Source organism: Pseudomonas sp. 9.3L, from assembly GCF_058536285.1.
On sequence record NZ_JBZUBK010000003.1, the window covers coordinates 1 to 20,884 of the forward strand.

At 59.3% G+C, this 20,884-nt stretch carries 19 protein-coding genes; all 19 read left to right on the forward strand.

The window, feature by feature from the left end:
• On the forward strand, nt 1-1,029 hold a 1,029-nt coding region (locus AC4LE2_RS21525; RefSeq protein ID WP_491828285.1), incomplete at its 5' end, for a DotH/IcmK family type IV secretion protein.
• 5 nt (nt 1,030-1,034) lie between these two features.
• Nucleotides 1,035-2,399, forward strand: coding sequence for a conjugal transfer protein TraO (traO, locus tag AC4LE2_RS21530; protein ID WP_491828286.1), 1,365 nt, complete (start codon nt 1,035-1,037; stop codon nt 2,397-2,399).
• A complete protein-coding gene (gene traP, locus AC4LE2_RS21535) occupies nt 2,396-3,109 on the forward strand; it encodes a conjugal transfer protein TraP (RefSeq protein WP_491828287.1) in 714 nt (237 codons plus the stop codon). Before traO ends, traP begins: the two co-directional genes overlap by 4 nt.
• 8 nt (nt 3,110-3,117) lie before the next feature.
• Entirely contained in the window at nt 3,118-3,657 is a 540-nt protein-coding gene (gene traQ / locus AC4LE2_RS21540) for a conjugal transfer protein TraQ (protein WP_491828288.1), read from the forward strand.
• 74 nt (nt 3,658-3,731) lie between these two features.
• Nucleotides 3,732-4,121 (forward strand): DUF6750 family protein, encoded by a 390-nt coding sequence (locus AC4LE2_RS21545; protein WP_426154115.1) that lies wholly within the window; start codon nt 3,732-3,734, stop codon nt 4,119-4,121.
• Between the two features lie 103 nt (nt 4,122-4,224).
• Nucleotides 4,225-4,836 carry a conjugal transfer protein TraT gene (locus AC4LE2_RS21550; RefSeq protein WP_491828289.1) on the forward strand — a complete coding sequence of 204 codons (612 nt, stop codon included), beginning with the start codon at nt 4,225-4,227 and terminating at the stop codon, nt 4,834-4,836.
• Nucleotides 4,811-7,864, forward strand: coding sequence for an ATP-binding protein (locus AC4LE2_RS21555; RefSeq protein ID WP_491828290.1), 3,054 nt, complete (start codon nt 4,811-4,813; stop codon nt 7,862-7,864). Before AC4LE2_RS21550 ends, AC4LE2_RS21555 begins: the two co-directional genes overlap by 26 nt.
• A 10-nt stretch (nt 7,865-7,874) precedes the next feature.
• A complete protein-coding gene (gene traW / locus AC4LE2_RS21560; RefSeq protein ID WP_491828291.1) occupies nt 7,875-9,089 on the forward strand; it encodes a conjugal transfer protein TraW in 1,215 nt (404 codons plus the stop codon).
• Nucleotides 9,079-9,636, forward strand: a complete 558-nt coding sequence (traX, locus tag AC4LE2_RS21565) for a conjugal transfer protein TraX (RefSeq protein WP_491828292.1) — start codon at nt 9,079-9,081, stop codon at nt 9,634-9,636. The genes traW and traX overlap by 11 nt, the downstream gene beginning before the upstream one ends.
• A 129-nt stretch (nt 9,637-9,765) precedes the next feature.
• Complete coding sequence (locus tag AC4LE2_RS21570; RefSeq protein WP_491828293.1) at nt 9,766-11,913, forward strand: DotA/TraY family protein; 2,148 nt, start codon at nt 9,766-9,768, stop codon at nt 11,911-11,913.
• 11 nt (nt 11,914-11,924) lie between these two features.
• Complete coding sequence (gene excA, locus AC4LE2_RS21575; RefSeq protein ID WP_491828294.1) at nt 11,925-12,563, forward strand: plasmid IncI1-type surface exclusion protein ExcA; 639 nt, start codon at nt 11,925-11,927, stop codon at nt 12,561-12,563.
• A gap of 101 nt (nt 12,564-12,664) precedes the next feature.
• Nucleotides 12,665-13,873, forward strand: a complete 1,209-nt coding sequence (locus AC4LE2_RS21580) for a secretion/conjugation apparatus DotM-related subunit (protein WP_491828295.1) — start codon at nt 12,665-12,667, stop codon at nt 13,871-13,873.
• 108 nt (nt 13,874-13,981) lie between these two features.
• Nucleotides 13,982-15,058: a DsbC family protein gene (locus AC4LE2_RS21585; protein WP_491828296.1), complete on the forward strand. Its 1,077-nt coding sequence runs from the start codon at nt 13,982-13,984 to the stop codon at nt 15,056-15,058.
• Complete coding sequence (gene trbC / locus AC4LE2_RS21590) at nt 15,045-17,363, forward strand: F-type conjugative transfer protein TrbC (protein WP_491828297.1); 2,319 nt, start codon at nt 15,045-15,047, stop codon at nt 17,361-17,363. The genes AC4LE2_RS21585 and trbC overlap by 14 nt, the downstream gene beginning before the upstream one ends.
• A 71-nt stretch (nt 17,364-17,434) precedes the next feature.
• The gene (locus tag AC4LE2_RS21595) at nt 17,435-17,596 is read left to right on the forward strand and encodes a hypothetical protein (RefSeq protein ID WP_426154095.1); all 162 of its coding nucleotides are present in this window, start codon (nt 17,435-17,437) and stop codon (nt 17,594-17,596) included.
• 35 nt (nt 17,597-17,631) lie between these two features.
• The gene (locus AC4LE2_RS21600; RefSeq protein WP_491828298.1) at nt 17,632-18,063 is read left to right on the forward strand and encodes a GntR family transcriptional regulator; all 432 of its coding nucleotides are present in this window, start codon (nt 17,632-17,634) and stop codon (nt 18,061-18,063) included.
• Nucleotides 18,064-18,182: 119 nt separating this feature from the next.
• Nucleotides 18,183-18,374 (forward strand): hypothetical protein, encoded by a 192-nt coding sequence (locus tag AC4LE2_RS21605; RefSeq protein ID WP_491828299.1) that lies wholly within the window; start codon nt 18,183-18,185, stop codon nt 18,372-18,374.
• 370 nt (nt 18,375-18,744) lie between these two features.
• Nucleotides 18,745-19,515, forward strand: a complete 771-nt coding sequence (locus AC4LE2_RS21610) for a hypothetical protein (RefSeq protein ID WP_491828347.1) — start codon at nt 18,745-18,747, stop codon at nt 19,513-19,515.
• A 659-nt stretch (nt 19,516-20,174) separates the two neighbouring features.
• Nucleotides 20,175-20,882, forward strand: a complete 708-nt coding sequence (locus AC4LE2_RS21615) for a hypothetical protein (protein WP_491828300.1) — start codon at nt 20,175-20,177, stop codon at nt 20,880-20,882.
• Nucleotides 20,883-20,884: the final 2 nt, after the last annotated feature.

The window sequence follows — 20,884 nt, forward strand, 5'->3', positions numbered from 1 at the left end:
TGGGCGGATGAAACCGCCAGCCCGCAAACAGCACCGGCACCGTCTACTGCACCTGCACCTGCACCGGCTTCGGCAGCGCCGGCAGCTAATCCCAATGCCCCTTCGGGTTGGTCCAAAGGTGTAGACATGAATCCTTCAACCCAGCAGGCGAGCGCATCGGGTGCACAGATGCCAAGCACTGGCGCAGGCACGGCAAGATCGGCCCAAGCCGCGCCATCGGGCAATGATCCACTCCCACCGCCGTCTTCAGAATTGTTCCAGCAAGCCCAGGACAGTATTTCCCCCCTGACGCCTAGGGAGATTCGACTACTAAAGGGACAGGCTCAGGATATCGAAAAGGCCGTGGTGGCCCCCCCAGTCACCATCGTGCCGAGGATCAGCGCGCAGACGATCAACCTGGCGCCCGGTGCCAGCCTGCCCCTGGTACGCACGGCGGTGAACTACCCCAGCTCGTTGACCTTTATCGACAGCACCGGGGCACCTTGGAAAATCGGTGCGGCGCCGGTCAGCGGCAACCCTGATATCACGGCCTATTACATCCCCAATAGCCCGCTCATGACGCTGTATGCCACCAAGCCCTTTGCCAATGGCAACGTCACCGTCTACCTGGAAGGGCTCGCCGTGCCGATCGTACTCAACGTTACCAGCGGTGAGACGGACAGCCAGGCCAACACCTGGACCGTGGACAGCCGCCTGGACATGCGCATACCCAGGCGCGGGCCAGCGGCTCAGCCGGGCGCGGCGCCCGAGGTGCGTATCGGTTTGCATGACCGCGTGCTGCAAGGCTTTCTGGACGGCGTTCCGCCCCAGGAAGCCAAGCAACTCAAGACCACGGGCAACGTACCGGACACCACCGTGTGGCAGCTAGGCGATGACCTCTATATCCGCACGCGGGCTGAAATACGTGACGAATTTGAGGCCACCTTATCGTCGGCAGATGGCACGCACTTATGGAAATTACCTGTGACGCCTTACGTGTCGTTCTCGGTAATGGGCCAAACAGCCGCCCTTAACGTTGCCCTGGAGTAACCATCATGGCGAACGAAAACGATGCCAAGCGTGACCTGAAGATGACCGCCTTGCTGGTTGGCGGGGTGCTGGTCGTGCTGATAGGAGGCGGTTACATCCTCTGGAACTGGATGGCCACGCCGCCTCCGGCGCCTTCGAAGGTGAACCTCTATCGTGTCTCAGGCGCTGCGCAAAACGAGGCGTCTGAAAGCCAGGAATACCGCGACCTGTTGAGGCTTTCCAACGAGCAGGGCGCGCACGCTGCGAAGCAGGAGAACGGCAGCTTTATCGCCAGTATCCCGATGGAACAGAACACCGTCATGCAGCCTGAACCAGCCTTCCAGCCGGTCCAGCAGACACCGCCTACCCCTCGGCCCAGTCACACCCGACAGGCGACAGCCTCCGAGGGAAATCAAAAGAAAGACCCGCGACAGGACGCGTTAAAGGCATTGATGGGGCGGATCAATCCTCAGACAGCCGAGGCCAAGACCAGCACGGGCCTCACGCTTGGCAAGGTCATGGGCGATGCTGGTGGCCTGGGCAGCGCGGGCGGCTCGGCGGCGGGTTCGGTTGGCGGTTACGACCATTGGAGCGAAACGCTGCCCGGTGGAGCCAAGCAGCAGAGCGCGTCGAGTGGCGGTGACAGTTACTCGGCAGTCGAAATCGTGCCGCCGTACTGGCGCGGGGCTGGCGAAATCTCCATGGGCGTTGATTCTGACAACAACACCACGCCGGTGCTGGGCAAGCTGTCAGGTGCCTATGCCGGTGCGGTACTGAAAGCGCCTGAAGGCGCCAGGTTGGCAGGTGAAGGCGTAGTGATTCACTTCACTGAAATGGCGTTCAAGGGCATCAACTACAAAATCGACGCCTATGCCCTGCACGAGCAAACCTTGATGGCCAACGTCGCCACCGACGTGAACCACCGCTACATGGAGCGCATCGTGCTGCCTGCGATCCTGGCCGGCATCGGCAACATTGGCGAAATGTACTCCCAGGCCAATACCGAGGTGCTGACCAATGGCTTCTCCACGCAAACCGTGCGCCCTGGCATGCCCGATGGTGCAGCCGTCGCCGGCTCCATCGCCGGTGGGGCCGCAGAGCAAGCGGCACAGGTGCTAACACAGGATGCGGCGCGTACGCCGGCTACACAGGTCACCGTCACAGCAGGCCAGGTCGTGTCCATCCAGTTCATGCGGGGCGTGTACGCAGGCGATGCCGTCGCACCAAAACGCACCGGGGATTCCGTGCAGTCCGCTGCGCCGGCTCAGGCGCTCAGGTCTGACACTGAACAACCCCAGGCCCCCGTGCAGCCGGTTACCCCGAATCAATGGCGTGCGCAGGCGCAATCGCGCATCGAGGCGCAGCGTAAGTTGCAGGAGAGCCAACCATGAGTGAGTTCAATCCCACAGCGGAATCGAAGATAAGCGCGCCCCCAAGGCCCCCTAAACGGACGGTAACCCCCAGTATCTGGCAGCGCCCATTGGTGCTGGGGCTGTCACTGCCTTGGCTGGTTGGTGCGGTGCTGATCCTGGGGCTGGCGGCGTGGTACTTGTTTGCCCCGCAGCAAACCTCCCAGGTGAATCGGCTGGCGTTCAATGAGGACATCGAGCAACAGCCACTGGCGGCACCAGGAACAAACCCGGCGCCTGTGACGCCCAGGCCTGGGGCAGCGGATCTAACCCAGTTCAAGAACGAAGCCGCTTCCATGATCGGCGGGGTACGTACCTATGCCGAGGTCAACCGTAAAGCCATTGAGCGGTTGTCCGAAACGGTCAAGGCGCAGGGCGCGGCGGTGCAGACGTTGCAGCAGCAACTGGCCGAGGCTCAGGCCCAAAATAGCCTGTTCTCGGCTCGCATTTCCTTCCTGGAAGGGCGACCTGGTGCGCTGGCCACCGCGCAACCTATCGCTCAGCCGGCCGCCAAAAAGCGCTCGCCGCTGACTGGCATGCACGTACAAGCCGTGCAAAACGGCATGGCTTGGGTGTACTGGCAGAACCAGACCTGGGCGGTTAAAGAAGGCGATCCCTTAGGGCCAGTGATGATCACCAGAATCGATGCCTCAGCCCGCCAGGTGCAGACCAGCGCGGGTACGCTCAAGTGAGGTAGGCCATGGGCGGTACCGACGCGATTCAAATGCTGGTCAACCTGTCCCACAGCGTTTTGGGATCTTTCGTAAACCTGGCCTTCACACTGGGCAGCTTCTTCGCTGTAACAGGCGCCGTGGGCTACCTGATCGCACATGCCAGTGCTGCACGCCGAGCGCCTGGGCAGCCGGAAGGCAGCCTTAAGGTGGTCGCTGTCCTGTTGATTTGCGGCGGGCTGGCAGGCCTTGACCAGATGATTGCAGCCGCTTCACGTCAGCTTGGCTGGCAGGGGGCGAGCTTTGACGCCATCAGCTATGTGGACGTGGGTGTGTTCGGCGTGGGGGCAGATGCTGCCAACGCTGTGCTGAGCCTGGTACGGATGCTGGGCGTCTTTTTCGCACTGCAAGGCATGATGGCCTGGAAGCGCTCGCTCAAAGATGGCCACACCGGCCTGACAGCTAGCCAGGACGTTTCAAGCGGCACCCTCAAGTTTGTATTAGGCGTTTTATGTGTGTGCAGTCCGTACCTGCTGACTGCCCTGCAGAACTCTCTCAGCGCGCACTAAGCGGGCAGGGAATTCAACGCGCTTAGGCGCACCTTCACTTGTTACACCTCACTGATAAAACCTAGGAGTTGGCTATGTCCAAAGACGTATTGCTGTGCGCGGCTGTTCGCCTGTCTGTATTCAAAGACGGTCTGCGTCGGCGTGTGATGAAAGGGCTGATGTTGGCGGCGGCTGCTAACCCGGTCCTGGCGTTTGCCGCTGGAGACGACCTTGCTGCAATGGGCGACTCGATAGCCGAGGGCGCGAGCGCGACACAGAAAAACTGGCTGACGGTGGCCCAGTTCCTGGGCGTGATTGCTGTCGTTGGCGGTTTTGTCGCGGCAAAAACCAAGAAAGATAACCCGCAGGTCAAGGTCTGGCACATTGCGATTTCCATCTTTGTTGGCGCGTGCCTGATCGTCGTTCCCGAACTCATCAAGCGCACCCAGGCGCAGGCTGGTCTTACCCCGGTAGACGTAGGCTAAAAACCCCTTCCTGCGATGGCCGCGGTCATCGCAGGGTTTCCCCGCAAGACCTACCCAAACCCACCCTTTATCGAATTTCTGACATGCACCAGAAGGCGAAGCTATGGACGTTGATTTATCGCAGGCCCCCTTAACGCTGGACGTTAGCGGCCACCCTGAAACACCAATCCCCGAAGCCGTCAGGGGTGAAAAATGCGCCTGCTGTGGGATTTGGACCGCCAAGCTCTGGCAGGGCGCCCGGTCAGGCTTTACCGCAGAGCATGCCGTTTGCACCCTGTGTTACCTCGCAGGACACCTGGACAGCCCCACAGCGGCACATGGCCTGCTGGCCTTTTTGCCCGGCCTGGCCATGACCGACGTGCATCACCTACAACGGCGCGCCCTCATCGCGGTGTTGGGCGGCACACGGACCCAGCGTCGTGAAGGGCAACGGGTGATGCTTTGGCTTGCCCGCCATAGCCGCGAAGTCGAGCAAGCCTGGGGCACCGCCCGCGCCGGCGAATTCGCCCTGGCTATGCAACGGTTGTCCCCTCAAAAACGTTCAACCCTTCAAGCCCGGCTGACGGGCTGTGCCTTGATCTTGCCAGCGGACAGGTTTGAAGACCTGACGCTGTTGCTGCCCAGCGGCAAAACCGCCGCCGCCGTACTGACTTCCCGTAGCTGGGACACCTACACCCGGAGTGATTTTTATGCCGAGCCTCACCCGTTGGGTTGAAAACCTGATCACTGAAACCTCCCGGTTCGCCGTGTCCCAGGACTTGCCTGACTATTGCGATCTGAACACGGTGCTGCGCCTGACTGACGACGACCGGGTACGCCATCCGAGCTTGAAAGCCCCGTATGTGCTGGTCAACGACGATGGCGATTACTGTTCGGTGTACGCGGTCGCCGGCAGCTTTTGCGACACCGACGAAGGCGCGCCGCTTGAAGCAAACTATTCCTGGAGTGGCCGCCTGGAGCGCATGACCCACGCGCTCACCGCCAGCTACCGCCGACATGGCCACAAAATCAGCCTGGTGTTCGACGATGACCCGGATCGAGGCCGCGAAGAAGTCGAACTCCTGCTGGCTCCGCAATACGCATCCGTGAAGCGTACCGGCATCGACCTGACGCCCATCCTGGATGAGAACGTGGAGAAGCTGTCTCCCTGGGTATCGCGGGAGCGCTGCTACCTGGTGTGCTACACCGGGCGTAAGGCAATCTCGGCCCATGAATTGGCCGATGAAAACCGGCGTCTAAAGGAGCTGGTCAGCCAAAGCCCGGTGGCCCGGTTCGGGCAAAACCCGGTGCTGGCCGAAATGGCAGGCCAGAAGATTCGCCATGACGCCTTCATGAGCGCGGTAGAAGGCGCTTTTGGGGATGACGGTCAAGGCGTGATGCTGGAACTGCTTGATGCCCACGCCGTAGGCCATGCGCTGCGCTCCCAAGTGGACCGGGCAGGCACCCATGAGACGTGGCACCCCCTGTTGCCGGATGACCCCATTACCCCCCACGGTGTGCGTCAGGGAGACGATCACACCCCGTTTCTGGCCCCGCAGCTTAAGTTTCAATTGATGAACCAAAGCATGGAGCCCGAGGGCAACAAGTTGTGCGTCAATGGGATGTGGCACGGCAGCTTGTCGGTTGTGCTGGGGCCGCAGACGCCGCAGACGTTTGCCAAGCTCAAGGCGTTGGTACCCCGTGGCGTGCCGTGGCGCGTGCGCATGGACATTATGCCGGGAGGCATGAAGTCCCTTGGGGCCAAGAAGGCTACCCTGGACTTTATGGCATTTTTGCCAGGACTTCGGCCCATATGGCGCTCCATCGAAACCCTGACGCAGATCGAGCAGGAAGAACCGGTGTGCGTCATGACGATCATGGCTTCGACCTGGGGAGACTCCAAAGCCACGGTTACGCGCAACCTCACCTTGCTGACGCAAGCCTTTCAGGCCTGGGGCGTGTGTGAAGTGACGCAGACCTTTGGCAACCCTGTGCGCGCCTGGGCTTCAACGCTGGTCGCGTCCAGCAAGGGCAGCGGGCCAAACCTGCTGTACCCGCCGCTTTCCCAGGCGTTCAACCTGTTGCCGCTGACCCGTCCGGCCTCGGCCTGGGCCGAAGACGGCAACGCGCTGTTTCCCACGCTGGACGGCAAGCTCTATCCCGTAGGGCTGGCCACGAGCAAGCAGAACAAGTTGACCAGTATCGTGACGGGCTCGCCGGGCCTGGGTAAGTCGGTGCTGCTGAACAAACTGGGCAACATCATGGTGTCCAGCGCGCAGCAACGATTGCCCTTTATGGCAGGCGTGGACAAGGGGTTCTCCATGCAGGGCCAGGTGGCTTTGCTGCGCGACAGCCTACCGCCTGAGCGTCGGGACGAAGTGTTGGGCATCGTGCTACAGAACAGCGTCGAGCATTGCCGCAACCTGTTCGATATCCAGCTGGGGGCCAAATACCCCATTGCGCCGGAGCTTAACTGGATTATCAGCATGCTCACGGCGCTGTGTATCAACCCTTCAACGGGTGAGCCGCCCAATGAACGCGATACCCGGCAGATCCTGAAACGCGCCGTCAACATTGCCTACAGAGTCAATGCTGAAGGCAGCCCCAGGGCCTGGACACGCGGTGTTGTCCCCAAGGTTGATGCTGCCCTGGATAGAAGCGGGGTGATCAACCGCCACCCTGAGCCGTGGTGGGAAACGGCGACCTGGTATGAAGTACGCGACATGCTGTTTGAAACAGGGTGCGTCCAGGAGGCACAGCTGGCCCAATTCGAGGCCATGCCTGAACTCAACGACATGACCAAGGTGTTGAATGGCGATGAAATCCAGGCAGCCTTTGGTCGTGTACGGCGCGATGGCAGCGATGAATTGCTGCTGGAGTACCTGAACCGCTGCATGACCAGTGCCTGTGGCGACTACCTGATGTTTGCTGGGCGTACGCGGTTTTTGATCAGCCCTAACACACGGGTGATCGCCATCGACCTCAACAACGTCATGGGCGACAACACCAACGCCGGCCACTTACAGACCGGGCTTATGTACCTGTTCGCAGGCCAGGTTGGGGGTGGTGACTTTGTACTGCCTCAATACAAGGACGAGTTGCTGAACACGGTGGCGGAGCAGTACCGCCCCATGCACCTGGAGCGCCTGGAACAGCTGGACCAGGAGGTCAAAAGCAAGATTTATGACGAGCTGCACAACGCCCGCAACGTGCCCTTTATCTTCCCCATGCTGGAAACCCAGGACCGTGAGCAGCGCAAGTTTGGGGTGCGCACCGTGTTGAGTTCGCAGTACGTGAGCGACTTCCCCGCCGCCATTCTGAATTCGGCTAACTCGCTGTTCATGATGGAGGTCGATCCCAGGGACGAAAAAAACCTGATCGAGTCCTTCAAGGTGCCCAAGGTGACCTTGAAGCGGTTCCAGCGGTTAGGTTCCGGTCCTGCCCAGGATGGCAGCGGTGTGCCCTTTGTCGGTGTGTTCAGAATCAAGGGCGGTAGCACCCTGGCGCGCATATTGAAAAACGCCATGGGGCCGCTGGAGTTGTGGGCCTTGAACTCATCACCCGGTGACAGTGCCCTGCGTCGTCTGCTTTACGAATCGGTAGGCGGCGCTACGGCCCGCTCCATTCTGGCCGAAGCCTTCCCCCAGGGGTCGGCAGCAAAGGTCATAGAACTGCGCCGTAAGCAGGCCGGGGACGCGGACGACAGCAACGTCATTCAGACCTTGGCCAACGAGTTGATTGCTCGGCGCGGCTACAACATTTGAGGAACAGCCTGTGAAACGACGTTATGCCTTAACGGTGCTGGCCGTGAGTCTATTGCAGGCTCACCAGGCCTTTGCCTCTGTTGTACCCGTGGCGGTTACAGCCAGTGTGCCTATCACCACGCAAGTGACGCCGGCCCTGGCTGGCATTCAAGCCACTCTGGCGGAAATCCTCACCACCGATATGCAGATCGGCACGGCCATTGTGCAGGCCAGTGACAAGCAGGTGGCTGTTATCTCCGAGGCAGCGCGGGCCCAGCGCGAAACAGATATTTTCGGGCGTCAGACGGATCGACTGGAGCGCGCTCGAGCGCAATACACGGTCGCGGACAGCATCTGCAGCGAGTCGGCATCGGGCGTGGCTGCCACCGTTGGGAAGGTCAGCCGGGCGCAGGCAGCGGTGCTGGCGCGTGGTTCAGGCGTCAAAAGTACGGTGGTTCAGAGGACTATCGCGTCCGAGCCGGTGGGGTCGCGCCAGGGCGGCTACCGCAGTGCGGCGATGCATGCAGGCTACTGCACCGCGAGCGAGTCTGCCCAATATGGCGGCACCGACCTGTGCCCGCAGGTATCAGCGTTGCCAGGCGGCGACACCGAAATGCGTTCACTCACTGACGGCGCCGGCGCCGTGGGCAAAACGCCTGACCTGACCTTTAACCAGGACCAGGTGGATGCTGGCATGGCGTACATGAAGAATTCGGCCCGGCACGACGCCGGCAGGGCACCCGGCAAGGGCGATATCCAATCGGCCAGCGGACGTGAGTACCAGGGCCTGATGACCCAGTACAAGGCGATTCAAAGCGCTGCGACACAACCCCAGTTGGACATGATCGCGGCCAGCCAGCCCAACCCGGCCACGCAGGAGGCCTTGAAGGAAGCGCTACAGAGTTCATCGGCCGCCGAATACTTCGCCTCGACAGGCAGCCAGCAGGCGCAAAGCACCGGGGTAATGAGTGAGCGCGAGTTTGAGGCGTTCGAGGTGGGCCGGCGCTATGCCAACACCGCCTATGAAACCGACCTGCAGGCCATGACCGGGGAAAACCTGACGCGGGAGTTGATCCGCGTGCAAAGTCTGGGCAACTGGTTGCAGCTGGGCCTTAAAAACGACCAACGTCAGGCCAACATCATCGCTGGCCAGCAACTGGCCCTCGCGGCCTACGCCAAATACGTTCCTGAGCTTCAAGAGCTTGGGGCGAAAATGAGTTCGGGGGTAACTGCCAATGAAAACTGAGCAAACGCAGGAGGACCAAAAGCCCCGTACGCCATTGCGGCAGGCAGGGAGCGTCGGCCTGTCCATTCTCAACCCATTTTCGGACCTGGCAGTGCTTTACCGCCGAGGGGTTAAGCCCAGTGCAGGCCGGCTTCAGCAGGCGTGGGCTCTACTCCACCAGGAGAAAACGCCGGCTGAGTCGTTGGACTGGAGCCGTGCCGTAGCGCTTTCCGGCAAGACACCGGAGCAGCTGCACACCAATTTCAGGCGTATCCAGGTCGGCTGGTGGTTCCTGATGATGAGCGCGGGCGGCCTGGCAATTATGCTGCTGGCCATGGTCTTGATTGCCCAAGGGCTTCCCGGCAGCACCCTGTTGCGTGCGGTGATGGCAACCCTCCTGCTGGCCAGCTTGAGCGGGGTAGGGTTCGTCAAAGCCTTGATTGCCACCTACCGCCTATGGCAACTGCACACCAGGCGCGTCAGCGAGAGCGAAGGGGGCACGTTCAGGGACTTCCTGGCTCAGAACGAGTGGGTACGACAAGTCCTGACTCTCAGGGCGAGGACGTGATTCACAACCATAGATAAGGGGGACTACAACCTTCTTGCTTTGGGTCGGCTTGCGTTTTGGCGTGCGGCTTTTCTTCTGTTTCATCAGTACGGCCCCTCACTGGTCCGGAATATCACACGGTAAAACTCTATGAAACTTACCAATAGACTCTGGTGGGTGGGACTGTTGCTGTTCGTCTCCCTGCCGGCACTGGCCGACAGTGTGGACTATCAGACTATCAGCGCTGCGGCCCAAAAAACCAACGACCTTTCACGCCAGGCGCTGGTGATGATCTTCGGACAGGTCGTCGTCGATCCCTTCGCATCTTCAGAGCCCACGTTGATTGGGTCGCTGTTCGCAATCATCAATGGTTTTTTGGGCGTGCTGGCCATCTTCTGGTTCCTGACCATCACGGTGAAAACCATCGTAAAGGCTGGGCATCAGGGACAGGTGTTCAACGGCGGTCGTTCAGCCTTGTACCCGATCATGACCTTTGCAGGCTTTATCACGATTGTGCCCACTCAGTCAGGCTGGTCATTGGCCCAGCTCACGATGTTATGGGCCACCTCGGTAATGGGAATCGGCAGCGCAAACCTGCTGACGGACAAAGCCGTGGACATGATGGGCGACGGCTATTCGATGGTGACGCAGCCCACGGCACCAGTCACGCGCAGCGCTGCTCGGGGTATCTTCGAAATGAACCTGTGCAAGTACGCGATCAACAGCGACTTGACCGCACTGTATGAAGATGGGGAGGCCAATACCCCCCTGATGACAACCAAGGGCGGTGATGGCCAATACGAAACGGGTAACGGCAGCGCGGTGTGTGGTTCGGTCAAGACCCCCAACACAGGTCGTACCGGCACCTGGAACCTCATGTTCGACAGCGACGTGGATACAAGCGGAGTTATCTCAGCGCAACATAAAGCGCTAGAAACGATGCAGTCTACGTTGGACCAAGCTGCGCAGGCATTTGTCAGCACCTACCTGAGCAAGCGCGACCAGGACACAGGCAGCTTCCAGGACGTGGAGACGCAGATTCAGAACGCAGCGGCGGCGTATGAAAACACGGTAAACCTGGCGATTAACAACATCGACTTTAAGGACACGCTACAAAGTCAGCTCGCAAATCAGATTAAGAGCAGCGGTTGGGCGGCCTTGGGCAGTTGGTATCACACCTTCGCCACGGCCAATAGCAAGACGAATGACGTGGCCAGCTCAGCGCCGGTGGTCACCGGCATGAGCAACCTGGGCGAGCATGGCACCAGTGATCTCTATAACCAGATCTTTACGGCCTACCAGTCTCAGGTGCAGAACAGCACGTATACTCCGCCCCTGGGCACGCAAACTGCTAAAACTGATGGCGCAGCCGCCACCGCAGCAGATCCAAACTCAGTATTTGTAAGCGTCTTCAAATCTCCAATGCAAGGCCTTACTAACTACCTTGCAACTATGCGAATTGGCACTGACGCGGATTTTTCAAATCAAGTAAATCCGTTGATAAAAATGCAGGAAATTGGAGACTATACGCTAGGAGTTACCGAAACGCTCATGGCTGGCTATGCCGGTACGTGGGCGGCTGCATCGTCTGCTAGCAACTCTCCATTGGGCTGGGGAGCAAAAATATTTGCAGTTGATGTTGGCGCGGTTTTCAAGGACGTGATGGGTGCTTTGTCACCAATGTTCTACTTCTTTATGTTCGCGCTATTGGCCATTGGATTTTCACTGGCAATATTCCTGCCCGCAGTCCCCTTTCTGTTCTGGATGATAGGCGTTTTCAACTGGTTGGTAAGCGTGCTTGTTGGGTGTGCTGCTGGTCCAATGTGGGCCGCAACGCACTTAGGTGCGGAAGAAGACAAAGGAAGCCGTAGTGCGTATGGCTACATTTTCCTAATAGATATGATGCTACGTCCATCGTTAATGGTGTTGGGGTTCTTCTTTGCGTCAGTGACGGTAGTAGCCGGTGGTACGATTCTGAATCTTCTCTTTGCCTCTGCTCTAGGCAATGCTAATGCGGATTCCATCGTAGGCCTCTTCAAAATGATAGGGTGGTTGATGATCTACGCTCGTATGGCGACTTTTGGTGTCACACGACTATTTGGTCTACAGGCGTCACTAGCAGATTATGTGATTTCGTTCCTGGGAGGCCGTGAAGGTGCTAACCTAATGGGAGGTATGGTAGACAACGTTAAAGGAATGTTCGGAGCAGCTGGCACTGGAGCGCAACGTGTACCTGGTGTACGTTCACAGCCAAGATCAAAGCCAGCTAATGGCGAGTCAGGCGACGGGATTCAGTAAGGAGAAAGTTTATGGTTCAACGTCTGAAAACAGCTAAAGAAGGGTGGGCGCAAATATTTAAGATACTTTACTTATTTGCATTTCCTTTTTTGCTGATATTTGCCATCCTGTTCCTGATTGCAGCTTTTGGGTCTTCAGGAAATGATGCACAAGGATTTTCCGTATTTGCAGGGTTGTTTGCCGTTCCGGTAGTAGTCTCAATCTTGATGTTTGCTTATGGTGTTTTTAATCGTCGGCGTTTACTCAAGCACGTCACTAAGGCCATCAAAGCCCCCCAGTTCTTCGATCCAGATCCTTCCAATGAGATTTACCACGAAGGTGACGGCAAATACCTGGGGATCGACACCAAGAACGGCACCATTCTGTACGTGCATCGGATTCGCAAGGGTCAGGTAGACGTTGTGGGCATGACCATGGACGATTGGACCAATCGCGAGGTAGAGGGCAAAGGAATATTCCGGCTCTACACCAAGTTTCCGGACCTGGCACGAATCGAAATCGGCACGCCTTGGGCTCAACGTTGGTACGACACGTTAGGGGCAATGGAGCATAAGCAATACACCAATACCCAGGCATTCAAACAGCATGTGCACCACCGCCTTGAAGCACTGGAACGTGACCTGAACGTGCAGATCCCACGCCTGGCATGACGCTGTAGACCCTTCTCCGCTTCATCCCGACGCGCTTTTTCTTTCTTTCCCTACACCACACCGCCCCACCCGGGCGGTGTGCCTTTTTGTGGGTAACCAAAATGCAAAATCGACCGCCCCAAGGGGGAATGGAAGGCGAACAAGGCATGATGCTGTTGGTGCTGGGTGGCACTTTCATCTTGTGCTGGTTGTTCTTCGATTCTTTCGTGTACTGGAGTACCTGGCTGCTCTACTGGCTTTGGAAAATGGCGGACTTCCCGCTGATCCATCAGTGGGCCGGGAGCAAGATCAACCTGCTGGCCGACGTGGCCAACCACGCCAAGCAGGTTGGCTGGCAGGAATGGCTAGACGTGATGAATGCAACCAGCGGCATTCTGCTGGTGTTCCTCCTACCGCTGGTGATCCTGAGCGGTCTAGCCCTCGCCGGGCACCCGATACTGCCGTTTCGTAGCAAACGCCTGGTGAACATCCGCAGCTTGCCCGGCTTGGTAAGCCAGTTCGCACCCTCGGTTATCCCGGTCGTAGCCGCGTCGGGGCCGGATGGTTTGATGAATGACACGTCGGCCAGCAACGCATGGGCACTCAAGCCTGAGACATTCGTCATGAACCACAACCTGGTGAAGCACAAGGTGCTGGATAGGGACGCGGCACGCCGGGTGTTTGAAGCCCAAATTGGCCAACCTCATAACGGGTTCCTTGACTGGTCTCCCTACGAGCAAGCCTTGTTGGGGGTGTTCGGCCTACAGGTCTTTTTGGATGACCGCAAAGCCGCTACTCAGCTGCTCGATGACTTGAACAGGTCTTGCCTGGTATCGGGCTTGCGCAAGCGCAAAAACGGATCCATGGCCCCGCTCTACCGGCTGGCCGATCAGGCGTTCGAGCGTGTGACGCAGGCACCAGGCGTCGATGAGTGGCTGCAAAGCCACGGCTCAGTGCGCAGCGCGTTGGTGGGCTTGTACGGGCGCGATCTTCGGTTGCCCCCAGCGCGGTTCAGATGGCTCAAAGGCGTTGATCGTACCTTGTGGTATGCCCTGCACAGCGCAGACACCGCCAAGGTGTTTGTAGAGGGCGCAGGCGTACAGGCCCAGGCGCGGGCAGAAGTTTATGCCCACAAACTAGGGTTGCCGCGTCCGGGGTTGATGGTGACCCAGGCAATCGAAGGCCTTCAGACCGAATTGGAGAGCGTGGGCCTGGTCTTCGCCCGCGAAGTCGAAGTGGCCACGCCTCGTAAGGTTTCGGATATCCCGGTAATGACCGCGGTGTATGCCCCCCAAGTCGCCCAGGACGACGATACGCCGGCACCGGCATAACCCACGCCTGCTTTGCAGCGTAACGCTTTCACAATGCTTTCAACCGTGCGGCTTCGCCACCAGCGGTGTTCACGCTGCCCATTCCTAATTTTGTTCAAAGGGATTCCCATGACCTCCGCGTATTCGCTTGCCCCTTTTTCAGCGTTCATCAAAGGCCATCACCTGGTGGTTAGCCGAGTCCTGGAGCAGCGCCACTACACGTATTGCAGCCTCGATCTTCGTCAGCACCTGTCCTTTTACCTGGTCGATGGCCAAGTGGCCTGCCAGAGCGCTACCGGCCCGGCGTTCATGCTCCACACTGCCAATGCAGTAGAGGCGAATGACCTTCTTAACCAATTGACCGCTGCGCAGATGCGTCATAGCCAGCGCAAGACCTGGTTAAAAGCGGGCTGCCTGGGCGTGGCCGCGCTGACGCTGGCCGTGTATTGGGCCATCCAGGGCACGCTATTGCCTGACCTGGATCAAGGCGTGCCAATGCCCGCCAATGTTGAAAGTGCCACTCCAAGAGCGGCCATAGCGGCCCCCACGCCTACCCCAGTTCTTGCCCCTGCAGAACAACCGTCTGAACCAGCACAGCAGCCTACGACCCCGCCGGCCACGGACGGTTGGGCATTGCCAGAGAACGTCCGTGAAACGCTTCCAGCCAAGCTGCACAAGGCCGCTGAGCGAAATCTGTTTACCGTCAACTACTCCACGGGCCATGCCCGCACGCTGTACGTGTTTGCAGATCCGCATTGCCCCAACTGCACACGGCTGGACCCTGCACTCAATGCCCTGTCTGACGCCTTCAACGTGGTGGTCTTCCCGGTTTCAGTGATCGGCAAGGAAAAATCGGTGGCCGATATCACCCCGGTGCTTTGCCTGCCCGCTGAGCAGCGTAAGGCCGCCTGGAACGCGCTGTTCGACCCGACCCGCGACGGGCTGAACCTAGGCCGAGAGCCCCAAGCAGGGCAGACAGAAACGGCGTCGAAGGACGTGGCTGCCAACTGCGATATGGCGCAGAAAGCCTTGGGCGTAAACGAGGTGGCCTATCAGGCGTACCGCATTCCAGGTACGCCGTGGGTGATCGCAGACGATGGCCGTTACGTTCCTCAAGCATTGCTGAAGGACTCGGCCCAGCTCCAAACCTTCCTGGACAAGAAAAAGCCCGTCGATGGGCCGGGGGTACCAGATGCGGCCAAATGACTTTGCTGTTGATCGCGCACGCCTGAATCGCCGGGTTCATCACTCGGCGCTAGGGGATTGGTTCAGTGGACCTGGCACCCTTGCTCTTGGCCTGGCCGGGTCCGTGATAGGGGGCATTGTCTACCCCGTCAGCTTGTGGGTTACCTTGCCTGTGCTGTCGGTATGGGCACCCAGTATGCTGTTTGCGCCCTGGCAGATGCCCATGCGCATGCCAACAGACATGGAGCTTCCTGACCCCTCGACCAAACGCCAGGTGCCCGGCAAGCTGCTGGGCTTCCTGCCAATCACCGTCATGCGCACGGCCATGAGCAAGGCAGCCGGCATTCTGTACATGGGGTATTTGCGCGGCCGCGATGCAGGCCGCGAGCTATGGCTGTCCATGGACGATATGACGCGTCATATCCTGATGTTCGGTACCACCGGCGCCGGTAAAACCGAGGCCTTGTTGGGGTACGTGCTGGGCCAGCTCAGCTACGGAAAGGGACTGATTTACTCGGACGGTAAGGCGCAAAACGACGTGGCCGCCGCGATTGTGTCCCTGGCCAGGCGCTACGGTCGTGAGGATGACGTTCGCGTCATGAACTTCATCACCGGAGGCCGATCCAGGGCGCAAGAACTGCTTGAGGACACCAAAAACAGGGGGCAGACCAACACGATCAATGCGTTTGGCATCGCGCAGGAAACGTACATTATCAACCTGATGGATTCGATGTTGCCGCCTGCCGGCAATGATGGTGGCTGGCAGGAAAAAGCACGGGCCATGATCCAGGCCCTGGTGTTTTCCCTGGTGTACAAATGCCGGCGCGAAGGCACAGTCATGTCCCAGCGCACGATCCAGGAGCACTTGCCCCTGCGCAGCATTGCTAAGCTCTATATCCAGTCGATAGAACAGCAATGGCACGAGGAAGCCCGTTTACCGCTGAAAAACTACTTGGGCACGTTGTCAGGCTTTGACTTGGCCAAGGTGGATTCGCCGTCAGAATGGGCACCTGAGGCGCTCAATCAACACGGCTACCTGATACAGCAATTCACGCGCATGCTGGCCTTGTTCAACGACACCTATGGCCATGTGTTTGCGCTCGACGCCGGCGATATTGATCTTAAGGACTCGATACACAACGACCGCATTCTGGTGGTCCTGATTCCAGCGCTGGAAGTTTCGTCGTCCGAGGCCTCGACGCTCGGCCGTCTGTACGTGTCGCAGGCCGCCATGACATTGAGCCAGGACCTGGGCGAAAAGCTGGAGGGTAGGCCGGAAGATACGCTGGTCATTCGCAAGTACAAAGACCGTTTCCCGTTCATGTGGATTTGTGACGAGGTGGGGGCCTACTACACCGAAAAGCTGGGCGAGTTGGCCACCCAGGTGCGGTCCTTGGGCATTTGCTTGCTGCTAGCCAGCCAGGAGGCCCAACGGCTCAAATCGGCGGCAGGTGACAAGGTGTGGACGCTGATTGCGAACATGGGTACCCGGATCACCGGAAAAATCATGGACCCCAAGGACACTCTTGAAATCCTGCAGTTGATGGCCGGTACCGAGTACCTGCCGGAGATGAACAACATGGTCCGCCAGGCGGGCATGCTGGGTGGCAGTTGGGAGGACGCCGATACCTTGAGCTTGAAAGAGCAAAAGAAAGTCAGCGTCGAGGAAGTGCAGCAATTGCAGGAAGGCGAAAACATCACCCTGTTCAAGGGTGAAGTGATTCGCGGCAGCTCGTTGTACATCGATGACGTGGACAAGCTGTCCAAGGAAGCAATCCAGATCAATCGCTTTGTCGAGGTGGCCCCCCCTGCGCTTGATACGTTGCTGGCCAGCGCGCCGGCGAAGATCCGGCGCAGCTACCCGCGTGCAGATCGGGTTCAGCAGATCCTCTACCACTTGGCAATGAAGCCTGGCCGCGCCGACCTGGAGAACCTGGTGCTGATCGATCCAGCACTAGCGGCCTTGAACGCGCTGAACGAGGAATGGGCGCTTATCTGGCGGCGCCGGCCTGGTGCAGCTGTGCGCAGCACGTTGTTGTGGCACACCACGTTGCGGCGGATACCTGAGCGTGGCCACGGCTACACCGCGCAAGCGTCCACGGCGCAAGCACTGGCCGTCAGCACCCAGCGCTTGAATGACTACAGAGCGCAGCATGCCGATTTTGCCATTGAGCCGAAGGCGCAGGCCAGAACTAAGGCGCCCACCCCCCAGGCAGCACCCGTCATGCTAGGTACCGGTGATCAACAACCGCCCCGTTTCGATGACGCGTTTTTGCACGGCAGTGACTTGAGCCAGCCGCCGCGCTTCGAGGACGAGTCTCGGTAGCTCGTGCGGCTGCTAGATGGCTATACAAACCGATGCAGCCTGTATCACCTTGAAGTTTCGAAGGAAGACCCATGACCTACGATGAGGCAATGGACGAAGACACCGTTATTAATCGGCAAGCTGCTGAGCGCGAATGTCGCTTGCACGCGTGCAGCGTGGAGGAAATGGTTGCCGCACTGGGCGACCATCCCGAGTATCAATCACAAGATGTTTTGCGCTGGCTCGGTTACTGAACCCGTCCACACGTAAACCCGTTTCGGAGCTTCCCATGGACACGACCCAGCGCCGCCTAAAAGTATCCTCAGACATGCTCAGAGGCCTGGCATCCCATCCTTCCCCCGGTCCTTCCCCAGAGAACCAACACAAAATCATTGTGGCCACACTGCGTACGGCCATCATTGATGGCCGCTTACCGCCTGGATACCGCATCACCCAACAGGTGATTGCAGAGGCATTCGACGTGAGCCGGATGCCTGTTCGAGAAGCGCTCAGGGCCTTGGAAATCCAAGGCTACCTGGTTGCTGATAGGTACACGTCTCACGTAGTGGTTTCGAGAGATGAGGCCTGGGAAGCCGACAATCTCTCAAGCTTCTTAAAAGCTATAGAGCACCAACATGCATCCTTGGGGTGCGCAGAAGCGCAACGGGACTTCAGAAGTCGAATCCTGTACTTTATGGGATCCATAGCGGCGGGTGGTTAGCAGAATGGTTTAAAAGGCCTTCATAGGCGCCACTGCTAGGGCTTGCCTATTTGTTCGTTGACAGAGGCTACGCAGATAGCTAGTCTCTGCGTATTACCGTGACACTTTTGGATTTGAGCATGTCTGAAGCCTTCAAAGCCTTCACCTACCGATGCGATGAAGACCTGAAAATCCGTTTTGATATCGCTCTGAAACAGATGCGTGGCAAGACGGCTTCTGAAGAAATTCGCATGGCAATAGAGCGCTTTGTAGTAGCGGTCGAATCTGGTCAAAGGCCACAACTGGAGATCGCAGTAGCGCGTAAATCCTAATAGCAGAAACCAAAAAGCCCCGCTTGCAGGCGGGGCTTTTTGGAAAATCATGAACAGGCCGTTTTGATAGGCGGAAAACCTGTTCACCAACGAACGTGAGTCGATTATGGCAATCACTGCGGCTTTGTGCAAGCCACAAAAATGTGATAGCTAGCGACTCACCGCTGAACGGCGGACATATGGAAAAGATTTCCACTCAGGCTATGCCATCCCTTGGCTTAAGCCGGTACAACAAGAAACACCCGACCCTGACGCGCTTCACCCCAGCCTATGGCCCCAGTGCCCCAGGCGGTGAAGCATGAGCCACCTCAAGGCCGTCAAGCTCGCCCCCTCTGATCCCCACTCCGCTTTGCGCAGATCGGCACGGCAACTGCCTGCCCGCCGTGCAACCCCGCGTCATCTCTCCGAACAGCAGCTTAAAAACCCCCTGATCCGCAGCGCCTACGAGCGCTTGAGCAACATGGACAGCTACCGCGGCCGCTACCTGCGCCGCCTGGATGGCGTCCACGGCGACCGCCGTACCCGACGTGAGAAATTCCTGGCCATCGAGCGCGTGGCCGAACAGCTCCTGGTGCGCCTGGACCTGGCCACCAGCGTATTGGGCTACATCGATCCTCAAAATGGCCGCTATGTGCTGAACACCCAGTGCGGCATTGCCGAAGACGCAGGGATCTCCGCGCCGGCGCTGTGCCGCCTGCTGAAAACCCTGGACGATGCTGGCTATGTGTACCGCCGCATCGAGCGCGTGCGCCTGGACGAAAGGGACGACAACGGGCTGCACCTGGTACGCACCCGTGTCCTGGTGCGCTTCACCAAGCTGTTCTGGAAAGACCTGGGCCTGGCCTACGTCTATGAGCGCGTGCAGAAGTCGGCCAAGAAGCGCCGTGACGCGCAGTTGCGCGACATTGGCCAGCAGCGCCTGTTCGAGCTGGAACGGCACTCGCTGGAGCTACAACGCCGGGAATTGTCCCGGGAGCGCTGGCAAGCCAAGGAAGCGCGTGAGGCCGGCATAGATCGCCCACGCAAGCCGGCAACCCCGGCCCAACCCGAGACGCGAGGCGGCCCGGCAGTAAAGGCGAGTAACAAGGTGCAGGGCGCAATGGACAGGCTCTTTGCATCGATGGCCAACAAGGCCAAATAAGCACCCCTACGTCCAAAATCCGTATCCGCTCACGCGGAGGCCCTGTCACGCCTGCGATTTAGTGGGCTTTCTCCCGCTTCGCTGTCGCCTGTGGGAATGCCCTGAACGGGGCGCCAAGCGCGCCCATTTCCCCCTCAAAACATCCCCGGCTGGACTGTCCCAAGGAGAAGCTTGTGGATGTTTTGGAATAAATGAAATTTTATACCCCCTTCAGTTTCCCCGTCCCGGAAAAAACAGGGAATTACGAGGTGTGGAGCCCCCCTCGTAGAGCATAATGCCCACGCATTTCGTGCCGATGGCACGGCGTGGACGGGTGAACTTGAGCCCCCACACAAGCCTGTCTAGGCGGCCCAGGGCGGTCCCCGCCCTGTCCTGGCCTGCGGCCACCCTGCGGGCGCCAAGACCCGGATAAATCGCCCCAGCCAGGCCCCGCCTGGCTGCGCCTCAACCGGGCGCGCGTGCGCGCAGGCTTTCAGAGCAGGCAGTGTTTAAACGTCCGCACGGTGCCTTCGGTGAAGGCATGCGTTTTGAGCCCTTGGCTCGACCGGGTGATGATGCTGACGCGGCAATCGCCACGGCGGCGGAGCGCGGGCTTTTCAACGTGACAACACGTGTGGTCCTGACTACAGTAGGTGCATTAAACGCACCTCTGAGCTGTGATGACGGTAATTGCGACCTACCCTAAAGGCGACCTGCGCCGAATGCTCGCGGTCCTCGCCGCCATCGAGGCAACGCCCGACGCGACCCTGGTCAAGGTCGCGGCCAGGACCGGCCTTGATAAAAAGACCGTGACGCACCTGGTCGCCCAGGCGGGCGAGCAGGCCGGCGTAACCCTCAGCAAAACCGGCCCGGTCTACACCCTGGACGACTGGGGGCCGGTGTTCAACCCGGCCGGCGCGCACCAGGCGCTGGCCGGCACGCTGAACGCCCCTGGTACCCGGCCGTCTGCCTGTCCTGACCCTGCTACGCCGGCCACGGGCCGGCAACAGGGCGGAAATGACCTGTGGTCAGCGGTATGGCCGTGTGAATTGATCCTGCCGCTGGGGCATGGCTGGGTGGCTTGTACCGACGCCTTGCCCTGGAATGACTATCAGGGGGAGCTCGAATACATCGTCTACAGCCCCGCGTATGGCGGTGACTTGCACCGGTGCACGTTCAGCCTGAACGGAGCGCGCTGGTATGACGAACATCAGGCATTGGGCATCGGCGGGGTGACCCATTGGCGCCTGGCCCACCATGATGAGCCTCGCGACAGCACACTGGACGGCCCTCCCCCGACGGTGACCCAAGTGAATCGCGAGCGCCTGGCCCTGCTGCACCGCTGGTGGGAGTGGTATCGCCACCACACCGGCATTGAGCCGGCCTAACG